The organism is Bradyrhizobium sp. GW821-FHT13H05 (assembly GCF_058804065.1).
Genome location: NZ_JBXAPO010000003.1, coordinates 144,331 through 159,131 on the forward strand (window position 1 = coordinate 144,331; position 14,801 = coordinate 159,131).

Here is a 14,801-nt window from a genome sequence, read left to right on the forward strand (position 1 = left end):
GCCGCCGGCTAGGAGCGCGCGTCAGCCGACGTCGCCGCGGCGCTTTCCTTGGCCGATTTCCGCAAGCTCTTGACGATGATCGCGATCAGCGGCACCAGCACTGGGACAATCGTGCTGAGCGGATGATGCACCGCGCCGGACACCTGGGCCTGGAGCGCGCGCGCTTCAAGCTGCAGGGCCTCGATGGATGCGCCGTGAATTTCGTTGGCGAGCTCGATATCGCGGCCGGACGGAGCACGGCCGGCGATGACGAAGAGAACCGCCGCGATGGCAAAATTGACCGCGCCGAGAATGGCCGCCGCCGCGATGGCGCTCCATATCTGGACCAGCGCGAAATAGGCCGACAGCTCCAGCATCAGAAGCCCGAACGCCGCGATCAAGGCCGCAAAGGCGCGCAGGCCGAGACCCACCAGCAGATGGCGCAGCCTGATGTCCGCGATGATCCTGTCAGTGCGCCACAGCACGCGCAGATGTTTGACGACATTCTCGGTATTCACCTAGTGTCTCCTCAGCATGAATCCGACCACGACGCCGAGCGCGAAAGCGGAGGCTAGCGATGTCATCGGACGCTCCGCAATGAGGCCCTGAAGCTGCTCCTGCTCGTCGCCGACGGTTTCGCCGAGTTCGGCAAGCGCGGCCTTGATCTGGTCGGCCAGAGCCTCGGCACGGTCCTTCGAACTCTCGAACATCTCCTCGCCGGCCGTGCTCAGCAGGCGCGTGACGTCCACCTTCAGGGTCCGCAGTTCTTCGCTCATCCTGTCGCTGTCGAACATGGATTTGATCTCTCCATTGAATGGAGCGAACCTAGGGCCCGCTGGCGCGATCGCGCTTGACTTGCGTCAAGCGGCAGGCGCGGTCATGCACTTGAGACAGGTCAAACCCGTCGCCACATGCTGGCCTAGAACTGGCGGCTGAATGGGGACCAATTGTCCCGATGAGGTGGAAGCGTGAACTCCGAACCGCTGTTGCTGACAACGCCATCCGGCGATGTGCTGAAATTGCGCCCGGAAGGGCCGTGGACTGCGGCGAATGTGACGACGCTCGAAATGCTGTCCCGCTCTGTCGGGGTGGATGTCGATCGATCCAGGGCCGTGACGCTGGACATGTCGGGCGTCAGCGCGCTCGACACGCTCGGCGCCTGGGTCCTGGAGAAGCTGTCGCGCAGGGCCGCATCGTCAGGCAGATCGGCCGAATTTGTCGGTGTGGCCGACCATTTCAGCGGTCTGATGGACGAGGTGCGCCAGGTCAACCGTCATACGCCGGCGCCGGCAGCTGCGCCAAATCCGGTTCTGCTCAGGCTCGGCGATCTCGGCAAGTCCACGGTCGGCGCGCGCGAAGACGTTACGGTCTTTCTGCAAATGCTCGGCGCGTTGTTCATGGCCGTGATCGGCGTGCTGCGCCGGCCGCGATCGCTGCGACTGACGTCGCTGGTCTATCAGCTCTACCGCATCGGGTGGCAGGCGATTCCCATCGTTGCGCTGATTACCTTCCTGATCGGCGCCATCATCGCCCAGCAAGGGTTCTTCCATTTTCGCAGGTTCGGTGCGGAGTCCTACACCGTCGACATGGTCGGCATCCTTGTGCTGCGTGAGCTTGGCGTGCTGATCGTCGCCATCATGGTCGCGGGACGTTCGGGAAGCGCCTACACGGCCGAGCTCGGCTCGATGAAGATGCGCGAGGAGATCGATGCGCTGTCGACTATGGGGCTCGATCCCATCGACGTGCTTATTCTGCCCCGCGTTGCCGCTCTGGTCATCGCGCTGCCGATCCTCGCCTTTATCGGATCGATTGCCGCGCTCTATGGCGGCGGCCTGGTCGCGCAGTTCTATGGCGACATGGGGCCGGCGATCTACATCGCTCGGCTGCATGAGGCGATCTCCGTCACCCATTTCGAGGTCGGCATCCTGAAGGCGCCGTTCATGGCGCTGGTGATCGGGATCGTCGCCTGTAGCGAGGGATTGCGTGTCAAGGGCAGCGCCGAGTCCCTGGGGCGGCAGACCACGACGTCGGTGGTGAAGTCGATCTTCCTGGTGATCGTGCTCGACGGCCTGTTCGCGATCTTCTTCGCTTCGATCGGAATGTGACGATGGAGCAATCGCAAGAGGAGTTCGCGATCCGTGCCCGCGACCTCGTGGTCGGCTTCGGCCGGCAGACTGTGCTCGACCATCTGTCGCTCGATGTCCGCCGTGGCGAAATCCTCGGGCTGGTCGGTGCCTCCGGTGGCGGCAAGTCAGTGCTGATGCGCACCATCATCGGCCTCATCCCGCGCCAAGGGGGGGCCATTGATGTTATGGGACAGCCTATCAGCGGCCGCACGCAAGGCGCGGCCACGACATGGGGCATCCTGTTCCAGCAGGGCGCGCTGTTCTCCTCGCTGACGGTCCGCCAGAACGTCCAGTTTCCGCTGCGCGAAAATCTGGTGCTGTCGCAGGAGCTGATGGACGAGATCGCGATCGCCAAGCTCGAGATGGTCGGGCTGCGGGCGCAGGATGCCGACAAATATCCGGCCGAGCTGTCCGGCGGCATGACCAAGCGCGTGGCGCTGGCGCGCGCGCTCGCGCTCGATCCGCCGATCCTGTTCCTGGACGAGCCGACCTCCGGCCTCGATCCGATCGCCGCCGGCGATTTCGATGCGCTGATCGGGACTCTGCAAAAGACCCTGGGGCTGACCGTGTTCATGGTCACGCATGACCTTGCGAGCCTGACCACGGTCTGCGACCGCGTCGCCGCGCTCGCCGACGGCAAGATCGTCGCGATTGGCCCGATGCGCGACCTGCTGCAATCCGAGCATCCCTGGGTGCGCGCCTATTTCCACGGCAAGCGCTCGCAGATGCTGCAACACGAGATGAGATAAGACATGGAAACCCGCGCTCCCTACGTGCTGATCGGCAGTTTCGTGCTGGCCGCGATCGTCGCGGTATTCGGCTTCGTCTATTGGCTGAACAACACCGGCGGCATCGGGCCGCGCACGAACTATCATGTGCAATTCCAGGGCCCGGTGCCGGGGCTCTTGGTGGGTGCCGGCGTGCTGTTCAACGGCATCCGCGTCGGTGAGGTCACGCAGCTTGGCCTTGCGCCGGACAACCCACGCTTCGTCAACGCGACGATCTCGGTGGCCGCGACGACGCCGGTGCGCACCGACACCAAGGTCGGGCTCGATTTCCAGGGGCTGACCGGCGTTCCCGTGGTGACGCTGGAGGGCGGCATGATCGTCGCCAAATCCGGCGAGCCACTGACCTTGATCGCCGAGGCCGGTGCGGGCCAGAGCATGACGCAGGCCGCACGCGACGCGCTGCGGCGGGTCGACACCGTGCTGGAGGACAATTCCGGCCCGCTGAAGGACACCATCGCCAATTTGAAAACGTTCTCCGATGGTCTGGCGCGCAACACCGGCAAGATCGACGGTATTCTGGCGGGCCTCGAGAAGATGACCGGCGGCGGGACGCCGGCGCAGAAGATCACCTATGACCTGCGCACGCCGCAAAATCTTGGGCCTGCCGGCAAGACGCTCTCGGCGTCACTGGCCATTCCCGAGCCGACCGCGGTTGCGATGCTGCAGACCCAGCGCATGCTGTTCGCGCCTAACGGGGACAATCCAGGCTTTGCCGATTTCCTCTGGGCCGACAGCATTCCAAAACTGGTCCAGGCGCGGCTGATCGACAGCTTTGAGAACTATGACATCACCCATGCCCCGCTGCGCACGAGCGATCTCGGGCAGGCGGACTACCAGCTCCTGATCGACATCAGGCGCTTCCGCATTGCCACGGAGGGTGAGACAAGGGTCGAGATCGGACTGTCGGCACGGATCGTCGACAAGAACGGCAAGGTGGTCGCATCGCGCATCATTGAGGCCAGCGAGAAGCTCGACAAGGTCGAGCCGGCTGCTGCCGTCGCAGCGTTCGATGTGGCCTTTGCCCGCATCGCCAAGGAGCTGATCGGCTGGACTGTGCAGGCGGTGTAGCGCCAACTATTCCAGCGTCTTGAGGTAGGACAGCAGGTCGTGGATCTGGTCCGGATTGAGCTCGAAGGTCGGCATGTCGGCGTGGCCGGTCGAGATACCTTCGGCCAGCGCCTCCTCCAGGCTGTCGATCGGGTAACGGTTGTGCAGCGTGCGCAACGGTGGCGCGATGCTGAGAGGGCTCTTCGAGACCCGGTCGATCGCGTGGCAGCGCGCGCAATTGGCCCGCGCAAAGGCCTTGCCGCGTTGCTCGGCGGTCGGGCCCGCCAGTGCAGGCATGATCAGAAAGAGGCCAATCAGGCCCTGGCGGAGCGCGTGCTGAAACATGGAAGGCGGGGTCCCGTCGAACTTTCGGCGCAGAATAGGGGGGAGAGGCGCGCCAGGATTGATCTGGGTCAATTGCGTTTCTGATGGCGCGGTAAAATGCAAGCGCGCGTGGCGGACTGGCCGGGGGGCGGAGCTGGGCGGACGCTAGGAGCGGTGGATGAAGCCTTCCGTGGTCACGATTGAGCCGAACGGGCATTTCTGTAGCGAATGTGCCGTACGCGGATCGGCGGTCTGTTCGTCGCTGGATGCGGCCGAGCTCAGGGAATTCGAGCACCTCGGACGTCGTGTCCATTATTCCTCAGGCGAGACTGTGTTCTCCGAGGAAGACATCACGACCTCGTTCTACAACGTGCTCGAAGGCGTCATGCGGCTGTACAAGCTGCTGCCTGACGGCCGGCGGCAGATCGTCGGCTTTGCCTTGCCCGGTGATTTCCTGGGGATGAATTTGTCCGGCCGCCACAATTTCTCGGCCGATGCCATTGGTGCCGTGACCGTGTGCCAGTTCGCAAAAGTGCCCTTCGGCCGTTTTACCGAGGACCGCCCGTATCTGCTCAAGCGGATCAACGAGCTGGCCATTCGCGAGTTGAGCCAGGCACGCGACCACATGGTCCTGCTCGGCCGCCGCTCGGCGGACGAGAAGGTCGCAAGCTTTCTGCTCGGCTGGCGCGAGCGGCTGTTCGCGCTCAAGGGGCCGTCCGACACGGTTCCACTTCCCATGAGCCGGCAAGACATCGCCGATTATCTCGGCCTGACCATCGAAACCGTCAGTCGCACCTTCACCAAGCTTGAACGCCACGGCACGATCGAGATCATTCCCGGCGGCATCAGCCTGCTCGACCCGGCACGCGTCGAGGCCCTGGCCGCGGCCTGAGCGGTTTTCCATGCGCTCTCGGATTTTTGATCCCGATCAATGACGCCGGGCACCTGACGCAAATAATGCCCTCAAACGATCCGGGAGGAGCATGATGCCGACTGACGCATTGCTGATGACCATCGTCGTTGTCGCGATTTTTGTCACTTTCGCCGCAGCCTTGGCGTGGGCGGACCGACAGACCAGCGCAGGCCGGCTCGACCCGGATTCCAGGCGCTGACGCTCCCGATCGTAGGTCCCATTGGACGTCCCAGCCGCCGATGCCTGGTCGGCCGGGAACTGGGTGTTCGGCAGCGCCTCAGCGCAACTGTGATTTTGTGGTGTCTACAACTCTGCATCGACCCGGACGCATCGGCGCATCCTTCGGATGCCGGCTTCGCGCCCGACTGCGGCATTTTCGCCGCATTTGCCTAAAAGCACGCATGCATGCTTTCCGGTTGAAAAGCCTGCAAACACTGACTACGCAGGAACTTCAGTGCCTCGTAGTCTTAGGAGCCCAGCGGCGTGCCTCAGGACAAGACCGGCGACCCCCGACAAGCGGCGGGCAATAAATTATCGGTCCTGCGCAAGCACCCGATCTTCGCGGATCTGGAGCCGGAGGCTCTCGATCAGCTCTGCCGCTATGCCAAGCACACCACGGTGAAGCGCGGCGCGACGATCGCCGCCAAGGGCGATCCCGGCAACAATTTGTTCGCGGTCATCACGGGGACGGTGAAGATATCCTCCTCGTCGCCCGACGGACGGAATGCTATTCTCAATCTCATCGGTCCTGGGGAAATCTTTGGCGAGATCGCGGTTCTCGACGGTGCGCCGCGTTCGGCGGATGCGACCGCCAACACCAATTGCGAGCTCTACATCATCGACCGCCGCGACTTCCTGCCGTTCGTGAAGAGTCAGCCGGCGCTGGCGATGAAATTCATCGAGCTGCTCTGCGCGCGCCTGCGCTGGACCAGCCAGCAGGTCGAGCAGGTGATCCTGCAAAACCTTCCCGGCCGGCTTGCGAGCGCGTTGCTAGGTCTCACCGAAGAGCGCAAGTTCGACTCCGGCAGCGGCACGCTCGCCATCACGCAGCAGGAGATCAGCGAGATGGTGGGCATGACGCGCGAAAGCATCAACAAGCAATTGCGCGCCTGGTCCGGACGCAACTGGGTTCGTCTCGAGCATGGCGCGATCGTCGTGCTTGATACCGATGCGCTGCGCGAGCTCGCCGAGAGCGGCCTCGACGGCGAGTGACGCCTGATACCTAGTTGTCGATGATCGCGACAGCGCGGGTCCAGCCGGCGGAGGCGCGTTCGATCTTCACCGGAAAGCATGAGACCGTGAACCCGGTCGAAGGCAGCTTGTCGAGATTGTGCAGCTTCTCGAGATGGCAATAGCCGATGTGCCGACCTGCCTTGTGGCCCTCCCAGATCAGCCCGGCTTCCTTTGTCTCGGCATATTTCTTCGCGGTGTAGACGAACGGCGCGTCCCAGCTCCAGCCATCGGTGCCGGTTAGCCGCACACCGCGTTCGAGCAGGTACATGGTGGCCTCATAGCCCATGCCGCAGCCGGAATTGACGTAATCGGCCTGACCGAATTTGGCGCCGGCTCTGGTGTTGACGACGACGATCTCCAGCGGCGACAGCGTGTGCCCGATGCGCTTCAGCTCCTTCTCGACGTCGTCGGCGGTGGCAACATAACCATCCGCGAGGTGCCGGAAGTCGAGCTTCACGCCGGGTTGAAAACACCACTCGAGCGGCACCTCGTCGATTGTCCATGACCTCTCGCCGCGATTCATGGTCGGATGGAAGTGCCAGGGCGCATCGAGATGCGTGCCGTTGTGGGTCGACAGCGAGACCTGCTCGACGGCCCAGCCCTGGCCATCCGGCAAATCCTGCGCTTTGAGGCCGTCGAAAAACTGCAGCATGCGCGGCAGGCCCTGCTGGTGATCGATGTAGTGGATGGTCGGGTGATTGCCCGGTGGATCGGCCGTCACGTCGTTTCTGAGCGGCACTGAAATGTCGATCAGCTTTCGCGGCATGGGCATTCCCTCGATGTGGTTTGTTCTGTTTCGGCGCATCTTGAGGCGGCTCGACCTGCTGCGTCAAGTAACGGGCTGGTGCGGATTTATTCGGAAAAGCAAAACAGTTCGCCGGTCGCCTTCGCGGAACGACGCGTGGCCGATTGATGCAACTCCAGCATTGATCGATGCCGGATTTGGCTTGGACTCAGAATGCCGCCGGCCCTAGGGACGACATTGGCGACATCGTGCTCGTGCAGCGCGCATCGCACAGGGGTAGGGCGACCGTCTCGTCCGTACCTCAAGCCGCAACCAATAGCGGTCGAGCCCAAAACCAGAGGAACGTCCGTGGATATGACGAGCATCGTCACCTCGCATCCGGCATTGGCCGATGGCGAGGCGGGATTACAGGGAAGCCGGCGCCTGCCGCGCAAGTCCCCGCCGGAGAGGGCGCGATGAAGTTCGCACCTTCCGTCGCCGTGATCATCCACCAGTCAAATCCGCTCGACTCCGCCGCGCAATCCTACCAAGGTGGTGCGTTTGTAACGCTTGACTTTACACCTGAAGTGGAGCGACCCAAGGCGGCCCTCAGCATCTGCCCGACAACGACATAATCAACTCAGGAGGAAGCCCAGATGAAGACACTTACCGGCATCATCGCAGCCGCCGTGCTGGCGGTCTCAGCGCCGCTGGCGACCGCACGCGATTTCCGCTCCGCCGACATCCACCCCGCCGACTACCCGACCGTCGAGGCCGTCAAGTTCATGGGCAAGCAACTCGCGGCGGTGAGTGGCGGCAAGCTCGGCGTTAAGGTGTTTCCCAACGGCGCCCTGGGCTCCGAGAAGGACACCATCGAGCAGCTCAAGATCGGCGCGCTCGACATGATGCGGATCAACGCATCGCCGCTCAACAACTTCGTGCCCGAGACCATCGCGTTGTGCCTGCCCTTCGTCTTCCGCGACACGCAGCACATGCGCACGGTTCTGGACGGACCGATCGGCGATGAAATCCTGGCGTCCATGGCGCCCGCGGGCCTGATCGGCCTTGCCTATTACGACAGCGGTGCCCGGTCCATCTACACCGTCAAGGCTCCGGTCAAGTCGCTCGCTGACCTCAAGGGCCTGAAGATTCGCGTCCAGCAATCCGACCTCTGGGTCGGCATGATCCAGAGCCTCGGGGCCAACCCGACGCCGATGCCGTATGGCGAGGTCTATACCGCGCTCAAGACCGGTCTGGTGGACGCTGCCGAGAACAACTGGCCTTCCTACGAGTCCTCGCGCCACTTCGAGGCCGCCAAGTTCTACAATGTCACCGAGCACTCGCTCGCGCCCGAAGTTCTCGTGATGTCCAAGACGGTCTGGGACACGCTGAGCAAGGAGGATCAGGCGATGATCCGCAAGGCGGCCAAGGAATCGGTGCCCGTCATGCGCAAGCTCTGGGACGAGCGTGAGCAGGCCTCCCGCAAGACCGTCGAGGCGGCCGGCGTGCAGGTCGTGACCATCGCCAACAAGGCGGAGTTCGTCGACGCGATGAAGCCCGTGTACCAGAAGTTCGCCGGCGACGAGAAGCTTCAGAGCCTCGTCAAGCGTATCCAGGACACCAAGTAAAAAACAGCAGACCGGGGGCCGGCGTCGCCGCTAGGGGACGCCGGACCTTCGCGAGGGAGACGCGGGATGACGGACGCACATGTCGCAAGCCACGAGCAGGAGGCCCCGGCACGGCCCTCGACCGGCCTGCTGTCGCAGATCAATGCGCCCGTCGCGCGCGTGGGCATGTATTTGTCCGTGACCGGACTGCTCGTCATCGTCACCATCGTGTTCTACCAGGTGTTCGGACGTTACGTGCTCAATTCCAGCCCGACCTGGACGGAGAACCTGGCGCTGGTCTTGATCCTCTATGTCACGCTGATCGGCGCCGCCGTCGGCGTGCGCGATGCCGGTCATATCGGCATGGACAGTCTGCTGGTGATGCTGCCGGATCATCTGCGCGAGAAGATCGAGATCGTGATCCACGTCCTCGTGGCCGTGTTCGGCGTTGCGATGGCCTATAACGGCTGGATCCTCGGCGCATCGGTCGGCACCGTGAAGATTCCCAATCTCGGCCTGCCCGAGGTCGTCCGCTACGTGCCGCTGATCGCCTCCGGCGTCCTGATCGTCTCCTTTTCAATCGAGCACATCATTGCTCTCCTGCGCGGCGAAGAGGTCGTCCCCTCATGGAACTGATCATTCTCGGCGCCACGTTCTTCGGCTTCCTGATCCTCGGCGTCCCGGTCGCCTTCGCGATCGGCCTCTCGGCGATCTGCACCATCCTCTACGAAGGCCTGCCGGTGGCCGTCATCTTCCAGCAGATGATGTCGGGGATGAACATCTTCTCGTTCCTCGCGATTCCCTTCTTCGTCTTCAGCGGTGAGCTGATGCTGCATGGCGGCGTCGCCGACAAGATCGTGCAGCTCGCCAAGAATCTCGTCGGACACATCCGCGGCGGGCTCGGCATGTCGAACGTGGTCGCCTGCACGCTGTTCGGCGGCGTCTCCGGTTCGCCCGTGGCCGACGTCTCGGCGATGGGCGCGGTGATGATCCCGATGATGAAAAAGGAAGGGTTCGACACCGACTACGCCGTCAACGTCACCACCCATGCTTCGCTGGTCGGCGCGCTGATGCCGACCAGCCACAACATGATCATCTATGCGCTCGCCGCTGGCGGCAAGGTCTCGATTGGCGCGCTGATCGCCGCCGGCCTCCTGCCTGCGCTCGTGCTGATGGTGTGCATGCTGGTTGCAGCTTATGCCGTTGCGGTGAAGCGCGGCTATCCAGCCGGCAAGTTCCCGGGCTGGGCCGAGGTTTTCCGCTCCTTCGCGGCTGCGCTGCCCGGCCTTCTGATCGTCGGCATCATCCTGGCGGGCATCCTGTCCGGAGTCTTCACCGCAACCGAATCTGCAGCAGTCGCGGTCACCTATACGATCCTGTTGACGTTCTTCATCTATCGCACGATGACCTGGAGCAACTTCCTGCACGCCGCGGCCAAGGCAGTGAAGACGACGGGCGTTGTGCTGCTGCTGATCGGCGTCTCCACGATGTTCCAGTATCTGATGGGGCTCTACGAGGTCGCCGACTTCGCCGGCGACCTGATGAGCAAGGTCTCATCACAGCCCTGGATCATCTTCCTGCTCATCAACGTCATCCTGTTCGTGCTCGGCACGTTCATGGACATGGCGGCGACCATCCTGATCTGCACCCCTATCTTCCTGCCGATCGCGATGAAGGCCGGTATGGATCCGGTGCAGTTCGGCATGCTGATGCTGATTAACTGCGCGCTCGGACTGAACACCCCACCGGTCGGAACGACGCAGTTCGTCGGCTGCGCCATCGGCGGCATCTCGGTGGGTGCGGTGATGCGCACCATCCTGCCGTTCTATGCTGCCCTGATTGCAGCTCTGATGTTCGTGACCTACGTCCCCGCGTTCTCGCTGTGGCTGCCCCGCCTGCTGATGGGTTACAAGGGATAGCAGCAACGCAGGAGAATCCGTCCGTGACTGACTACCGCAAGCTTTTCGATCTCACCGGCAAGACGGCCGTCGTGCTTGGCGCCGCCTCGGGCATCGGCAAATCGTCAGCCGAGGCGCTGGCCGGGCTTGGCGCCCGCGTCGTCTGCGCCGATCGCGCGCTCGACGCAGCGGAAGCGACCGCCGCCGGCATTCGCGACAAGGGCGGCTGGGCCGAAGCCGCCCTATGTGACGCTGCCAGCGCCACCGACGTCAATGCGCTGGCCAAAACCGTGATGCAGAAATTCCCGCGGCTCGACATCGCCGTGACGACCCCCGGGCTCAACATCCGCAAAACCATTCTCGACTACACCGAAGAGGATCTCGACCGCGTCCTCAACCTCAACGTCAAGGGCACGGTCTGGTTCTTCCAGGCCTTTGGCCGCATCATGGTCGCCCAGACGAGCGGCAGCATCATCGCCTGCTCCTCGGTGCGCGCGGTGACGATCGAGCCGGGCCTGGGCGTCTACGGCTCGACCAAGGCGGCGATCGGCCTGCTGGTGAAGGGCTTTGCTTCCGAGGTCGGCCATGCCGGCGTGCGGGTCAATGCGATCGCGCCGAGCATCGCCGAGACCGCGCTGACTGGCCCCTTCAAGCAGCGCCCCGACATCTACAATCTCTATGCCGGCCACACCGTCTTCAATCGCTGGAGCAGCGCCGACGAGGTCGCCACCGCGGTGGCCTATCTCGCTTCGGACGCCGCGAGCTATGTCAGCGGCAGCACGCTGTTCGTCGATGGCGGCTGGACCGCGGTCGACGGGCCGCCGACCGGTCTCACCCAGCTGCACAAATAAGGCGGCCATCCGCCTCTAGCCGGCGAAGCCCACGCGCTGGCGCAGCTCCCTCCGGTCTGCGCCGGCCAGCAGCGTGACCAGCGCCGCCGCCTCCTGTGGGTACGCGGCGTGCGTCGTGACACCGGCCGTGTACATCGTCTCCAGCTCGCAACCGGGCGGCAACGATCCTGACAGCGCGATGCCGTCGGTCGCGATGATCTCGGTCGCCTGCGTGCATCCGATCGGCCTTTGCGCAGCGGAGGCCGCAAGCTCTCGCATCGCGGTCGCGCCGTTCGGGAAGATCTTCAGGCGCGATGCGACCTCATAGGCGATGCCGAGCTGGTCCAGCACTTTTGCAAAATGCTGTCCCGCCGTCGACGCCTTGGTGTCCGGAACGTAGATGGCGTCGGCGGAACGTAGCACGTCGCGCAAATCAGTTTCAGTTTTCACGGTCACTTTGTGGTCGCGGCTCCGGACCGCCAGCGCGGTCTCCACCCGGCCGATATCCGCGATCGAGGAGGGGACGACGAGCCTCTCCTCGGCGAGCTTTGCGAGCAGCGCCTGCGTCAGGATCACGAGATCGGCCGGCGTGCCGGCGCGCAGCTTGTCGGCCATCACGCCGACCGCGCCGAATTCGCCGTCGATATCGAGGCCGGTCTGCGCCTTGAAGGTCTCGCTGAGGCCGCGCACCAGGCCTTGCGCCGCGCCACCGCTCAAAATGGTCACTGTCGTCACGATGCAAGCTCCATGGCTGCGATGATCTTGTCGCGCGTGATCGGCAGGTCGCGCATGCGAACGCCGAGGCAATCGTAAACGGCATTTGCGATTGCCGCTGTCACAGGGCCGTGGGCGGCCTCGCCGGCGCCGACCGGCTCGATCTCCGGCCGCTGGATGATCTCCACATCCACTGCCGGCACCTCGCTGAAGGTCAGGATCGGATAGTCGGTCCAGGACGTCGATGTGATGCGCGTCCGGTCGAATCGGACGCGCTCCTTCAGCACCCAGCTCGTCGCCTGGATCGCGCCGCCCTCGATCTGGTTGATCACGCCGTCCGGATTGATGGCTTCGCCGACATCGACCGCAAGCGTCAGCCGCTTGACGCGGATGTCGTCGGCGCCTTCGATCTCGGCAATCGCGGCGCAATAGGCCCCTGTGTTCTTGTAGCGCGCAAAGCCGACACCATGGCCGATACCGGTTTGCTTCTGTGGCTTCCACTGCGCGCGACGCGCCGCAGCGCGGATGACATCTTTCGCCCGCTCGTCTCGCAGATGACGCAGACGGAACGCGACCGGATCTTCTCCGCGCAAGGCAGCGACCTCGTCGAGCAGAGATTCGACGGCGAATACGTTGCCTTGCGCGCCCAGGGTTCGCAGCGCCGATGTCCGCACCGGCATCGTCAGTAGCCGGTGGCTCGTGATCGTCCACGCCGGCAGGTCATAGAGCGGAACGGAGTTGCGGTCGCCACCCCCGCCATTGGCCGCCGGCGGATTCGTCGAGATCATGCGCGGGTAGGGGTTCGCAATCTCGGATGCGGCCAGCAGGGCGGGCTGTGCGGCGCGCCCCGGCCGCGCCGCGTGGCCGTTGCTCCAGATCGCATGGCGCCAGCCGATAATCTCATTGTTGGCATCGAGGTCGGCCTCGATCTCGACGGCCATGGCCGCGCCGAACGGCGCGTGGCACATCTCATCGTGGCGTGACCACTGCACCCGCACCGGACGGCCCCCGGCCGCTTTCGCCAGCAGCACGGCATCGAGCGCGACATCGTCGGCCGCATTGTGTCCGTAGCAGCCGGCCCCTTCCACGTGTTCGACGACGATGTTTTCAGCGGGCAGCTTGAGCACGATCGCAAGATCGGCGCGCAGCAAATAGACGCCTTGGCTGTGTGTCCAGACGTGCACACGATCGCCGTCCCATTGCGCCATGGCGCAGGACGGTGCGATCGAGGCATGCGCGATGTAGGGACGGGTGTATTGCCGGCGGAGCGTGCGGGCGTGTTCGCGCGTCGATGCCGCCGTTCTGGTGTCGATAACAGTCGTCTCGACCGGTTCGCTCTTAAGGAAGCCCGCCAGGTCATTTTCGTCCGGCAGCGGCTCGCCCACCGACCACGTCGCGCCCTTGCGCAGCGCTTTCAGGGCAGTCTCAGCCGAGGCTTCGCTGTCAGCGACCACGCCGGCAAATCCACCGTCACGGACGATCGCAATGAAGCCTGGAACGGCGTGTGCAGCCGTTTCATCAAGCGCGATCAATTTGCCGCCCGAGACGTCCGGCCGCAGCACGCGTCCGTGCAGCAGGCCCGGCAACGCATGGTCGTGGATGAAGCGCGGCCGCGCAAACACCTTGTCGGGAATATCGACACGCTGGACGGCGTGCCCGGCAACGGCCCGCTTGGCGATGTCCTTCGCCGTCGCGCTCGCGCTGGCGTCGTGGTCGAGCGAGACGTCACTGGCCAGCTCCCAATAGCTGGTCCTGACATTGCCAGGGCCCGAGATCACGCCGTCATCGACATCGAGCAGCGACGCATCGACCCCGAGACGTTCCGACGCTGCGGCGAGGAAGCGCTGGCGCACTTCAGCGCAAACATGCCGCAGCGCGCGGCCGGATTGCTGGATCGACAGGCTGCCGGAGGTGACGCCTTCGTTCGGGCTTGACGCCGTCGAGGCGCGGATCATCTCGACCTTGGAGATATCGACGTCGAGCTCGTCTGCGGCGATCTGGGCCAGCGCCGTGACGATGCCTTGACCGATCTCGACCTTGCCGGGCGAGATCGCCACACGTCCGTCGCCCGTGAACCGCACCCAGGACGACAGTCTTGGATTGGCCGCGAGGCTGACCGGCAGTTTCGGGGCAGGGGACGTCATGAAGTGGCCATCTCCGAGGCCGCGCGCAGGACCGCGCGGACCATGCGGTTGTGCGATCCGCAGCGACACAGATTGCGATCGAGCGCCGTTCTGACCTCAGCCTCCGTTGGTGATGGGTTGCGCTTCAGCAACGCCGCCGCGCTGATGAGAACCCCCGAGACACAATAGCCGCATTGCATCGCCTGTTCGGAGATGAAGGCGCGTTGCAGCGGATGCGGTTGCTCCGCCGTGCCGAGGCCCTCCACCGTGACGACATCCTTGTTCGCGACCGACCACATCGGCATGTCGCAGGAGGCCATCGCGCGGTCGCCGATCATGACATAACAGGCACCGCATTCGCCGGCGCCGCAGCCGAAATGCGCACCGGTGATGCCGAACCGGCCGCGCAGCAGATCGAGCAGCGTCTGGTCGGGATCGCTATCCACGGCTAGCGCTGCGCCGTTGAGCTGGAATTGAATGGTCGGCATTGTCGAT

The 14,801-nt window shown here is 64.1% G+C and carries 17 protein-coding genes; 10 read left to right on the plus strand and 7 right to left on the minus strand.

The genetic code is table 11. The annotated features are described in order from the left end of the window. Window positions 1–8 precede the first annotated feature (8 nt). Together AC1RR3_RS09590 and AC1RR3_RS09595 are read right to left on the minus strand one after the other, a co-directional pair. Window positions 9–497, minus strand: coding sequence for a phage holin family protein (locus AC1RR3_RS09590; RefSeq protein ID WP_492821746.1), 489 nt, complete (start codon window positions 495–497; stop codon window positions 9–11). Next, window positions 498–773: a hypothetical protein gene (locus tag AC1RR3_RS09595; protein WP_492821748.1), complete on the minus strand. Its 276-nt coding sequence runs from the start codon at window positions 771–773 to the stop codon at window positions 498–500. Window positions 774–947: 174 nt separating this feature from the next. On the opposite strand from AC1RR3_RS09595, the gene AC1RR3_RS09600 reads away from it, so the two are divergent. From AC1RR3_RS09600 to AC1RR3_RS09610, 3 genes are read left to right on the plus strand one after another with little or no spacing between them, the layout of a single operon-like run. Beyond that, window positions 948–2,084 (plus strand): ABC transporter permease, encoded by a 1,137-nt coding sequence (locus AC1RR3_RS09600; RefSeq protein ID WP_492821750.1) that lies wholly within the window; start codon window positions 948–950, stop codon window positions 2,082–2,084. Between the two features lie 2 nt (window positions 2,085–2,086). Beyond that, a complete protein-coding gene (locus AC1RR3_RS09605; protein ID WP_492821752.1) occupies window positions 2,087–2,854 on the plus strand; it encodes an ABC transporter ATP-binding protein in 768 nt (255 codons plus the stop codon). Between the two features lie 3 nt (window positions 2,855–2,857). After that, window positions 2,858–3,961 carry an ABC-type transport auxiliary lipoprotein family protein gene (locus AC1RR3_RS09610; RefSeq protein ID WP_492821754.1) on the plus strand — a complete coding sequence of 368 codons (1,104 nt, stop codon included), beginning with the start codon at window positions 2,858–2,860 and terminating at the stop codon, window positions 3,959–3,961. 6 nt (window positions 3,962–3,967) lie between these two features. Here AC1RR3_RS09610 and AC1RR3_RS09615 read toward each other — a convergent pair whose 3' ends face one another. Further along, complete coding sequence (locus tag AC1RR3_RS09615; RefSeq protein ID WP_492821756.1) at window positions 3,968–4,285, minus strand: c-type cytochrome; 318 nt, start codon at window positions 4,283–4,285, stop codon at window positions 3,968–3,970. Between the two features lie 157 nt (window positions 4,286–4,442). Between AC1RR3_RS09615 and AC1RR3_RS09620 the strand changes: the two genes are divergently transcribed. Both AC1RR3_RS09620 and AC1RR3_RS09625 read left to right on the plus strand, forming a co-directional pair. Further along, window positions 4,443–5,156 carry a helix-turn-helix domain-containing protein gene (locus AC1RR3_RS09620; protein ID WP_492821758.1) on the plus strand — a complete coding sequence of 238 codons (714 nt, stop codon included), beginning with the start codon at window positions 4,443–4,445 and terminating at the stop codon, window positions 5,154–5,156. Between the two features lie 504 nt (window positions 5,157–5,660). Beyond that, entirely contained in the window at window positions 5,661–6,389 is a 729-nt protein-coding gene (locus tag AC1RR3_RS09625) for a Crp/Fnr family transcriptional regulator (RefSeq protein ID WP_492821760.1), read from the plus strand. Window positions 6,390–6,399: 10 nt separating this feature from the next. Here the strand turns inward: AC1RR3_RS09625 and AC1RR3_RS09630 are convergent, their stop codons facing one another. Further along, on the minus strand, window positions 6,400–7,176 hold the full coding sequence (locus AC1RR3_RS09630) for a cyclase family protein (protein WP_492821762.1): 777 nt from the start codon (window positions 7,174–7,176) through the stop codon (window positions 6,400–6,402). 434 nt (window positions 7,177–7,610) lie between these two features. Here AC1RR3_RS09630 and AC1RR3_RS09635 point away from each other — a divergent pair, with 434 nt between their 5' ends. The 5 genes from AC1RR3_RS09635 to AC1RR3_RS09655 all read left to right on the plus strand — a co-directional run bounded on the left by AC1RR3_RS09635 (window position 7,611) and on the right by AC1RR3_RS09655 (window position 11,490). After that, window positions 7,611–7,769 carry a hypothetical protein gene (locus tag AC1RR3_RS09635; protein WP_492821764.1) on the plus strand — a complete coding sequence of 53 codons (159 nt, stop codon included), beginning with the start codon at window positions 7,611–7,613 and terminating at the stop codon, window positions 7,767–7,769. Window positions 7,770–7,790: 21 nt separating this feature from the next. Continuing rightward, the gene (locus AC1RR3_RS09640; protein ID WP_492821766.1) at window positions 7,791–8,762 is read left to right on the plus strand and encodes a TRAP transporter substrate-binding protein; all 972 of its coding nucleotides are present in this window, start codon (window positions 7,791–7,793) and stop codon (window positions 8,760–8,762) included. Between the two features lie 66 nt (window positions 8,763–8,828). Next, complete coding sequence (locus AC1RR3_RS09645) at window positions 8,829–9,377, plus strand: TRAP transporter small permease (protein WP_492821768.1); 549 nt, start codon at window positions 8,829–8,831, stop codon at window positions 9,375–9,377. Beyond that, the gene (locus AC1RR3_RS09650) at window positions 9,368–10,660 is read left to right on the plus strand and encodes a TRAP transporter large permease (protein ID WP_492821770.1); all 1,293 of its coding nucleotides are present in this window, start codon (window positions 9,368–9,370) and stop codon (window positions 10,658–10,660) included. Before AC1RR3_RS09645 ends, AC1RR3_RS09650 begins: the two co-directional genes overlap by 10 nt. Window positions 10,661–10,683: 23 nt before the next feature. Next, window positions 10,684–11,490, plus strand: a complete 807-nt coding sequence (locus tag AC1RR3_RS09655) for an SDR family NAD(P)-dependent oxidoreductase (RefSeq protein ID WP_492821772.1) — start codon at window positions 10,684–10,686, stop codon at window positions 11,488–11,490. 15 nt (window positions 11,491–11,505) lie between these two features. Here AC1RR3_RS09655 and AC1RR3_RS09660 read toward each other — a convergent pair whose 3' ends face one another. From AC1RR3_RS09660 to AC1RR3_RS09670, 3 genes are read right to left on the minus strand one after another with little or no spacing between them, the layout of a single operon-like run. Further along, on the minus strand, window positions 11,506–12,204 hold the full coding sequence (locus AC1RR3_RS09660) for a molybdate ABC transporter substrate-binding protein (protein ID WP_492821774.1): 699 nt from the start codon (window positions 12,202–12,204) through the stop codon (window positions 11,506–11,508). Beyond that, a complete protein-coding gene (locus AC1RR3_RS09665; RefSeq protein ID WP_492821776.1) occupies window positions 12,201–14,327 on the minus strand; it encodes a xanthine dehydrogenase family protein molybdopterin-binding subunit in 2,127 nt (708 codons plus the stop codon). Before AC1RR3_RS09665 ends, AC1RR3_RS09660 begins: the two co-directional genes overlap by 4 nt. Next, entirely contained in the window at window positions 14,324–14,794 is a 471-nt protein-coding gene (locus AC1RR3_RS09670; RefSeq protein ID WP_492821778.1) for a (2Fe-2S)-binding protein, read from the minus strand. Before AC1RR3_RS09670 ends, AC1RR3_RS09665 begins: the two co-directional genes overlap by 4 nt. Window positions 14,795–14,801: the final 7 nt, after the last annotated feature.

Excerpts from the sequence above, each read along its gene's own strand:
- AC1RR3_RS09595 (WP_492821748.1), bottom strand. The coding sequence starts at position 773 with ATGTTCGACAGCGACAGGATGAGCGAAGAACTGCGGACCCTGAAGGTG.
- AC1RR3_RS09605 (WP_492821752.1), top strand. The coding sequence starts at position 2,087 with ATGGAGCAATCGCAAGAGGAGTTCGCGATCCGTGCCCGCGACCTCGTG.
- AC1RR3_RS09610 (WP_492821754.1), top strand. The coding sequence starts at position 2,858 with ATGGAAACCCGCGCTCCCTACGTGCTGATCGGCAGTTTCGTGCTGGCC.
- AC1RR3_RS09615 (WP_492821756.1), bottom strand. The coding sequence starts at position 4,285 with ATGTTTCAGCACGCGCTCCGCCAGGGCCTGATTGGCCTCTTTCTGATC.
- AC1RR3_RS09620 (WP_492821758.1), top strand. The coding sequence starts at position 4,443 with ATGAAGCCTTCCGTGGTCACGATTGAGCCGAACGGGCATTTCTGTAGC.
- AC1RR3_RS09630 (WP_492821762.1), bottom strand. The coding sequence starts at position 7,176 with ATGCCGCGAAAGCTGATCGACATTTCAGTGCCGCTCAGAAACGACGTG.
- AC1RR3_RS09635 (WP_492821764.1), top strand. The coding sequence starts at position 7,611 with ATGAAGTTCGCACCTTCCGTCGCCGTGATCATCCACCAGTCAAATCCG.
- AC1RR3_RS09640 (WP_492821766.1), top strand. The coding sequence starts at position 7,791 with ATGAAGACACTTACCGGCATCATCGCAGCCGCCGTGCTGGCGGTCTCA.
- AC1RR3_RS09645 (WP_492821768.1), top strand. The coding sequence starts at position 8,829 with ATGACGGACGCACATGTCGCAAGCCACGAGCAGGAGGCCCCGGCACGG.
- AC1RR3_RS09650 (WP_492821770.1), top strand. The coding sequence starts at position 9,368 with ATGGAACTGATCATTCTCGGCGCCACGTTCTTCGGCTTCCTGATCCTC.
- AC1RR3_RS09665 (WP_492821776.1), bottom strand. The coding sequence starts at position 14,327 with ATGACGTCCCCTGCCCCGAAACTGCCGGTCAGCCTCGCGGCCAATCCA.
- AC1RR3_RS09670 (WP_492821778.1), bottom strand. The coding sequence starts at position 14,794 with ATGCCGACCATTCAATTCCAGCTCAACGGCGCAGCGCTAGCCGTGGAT.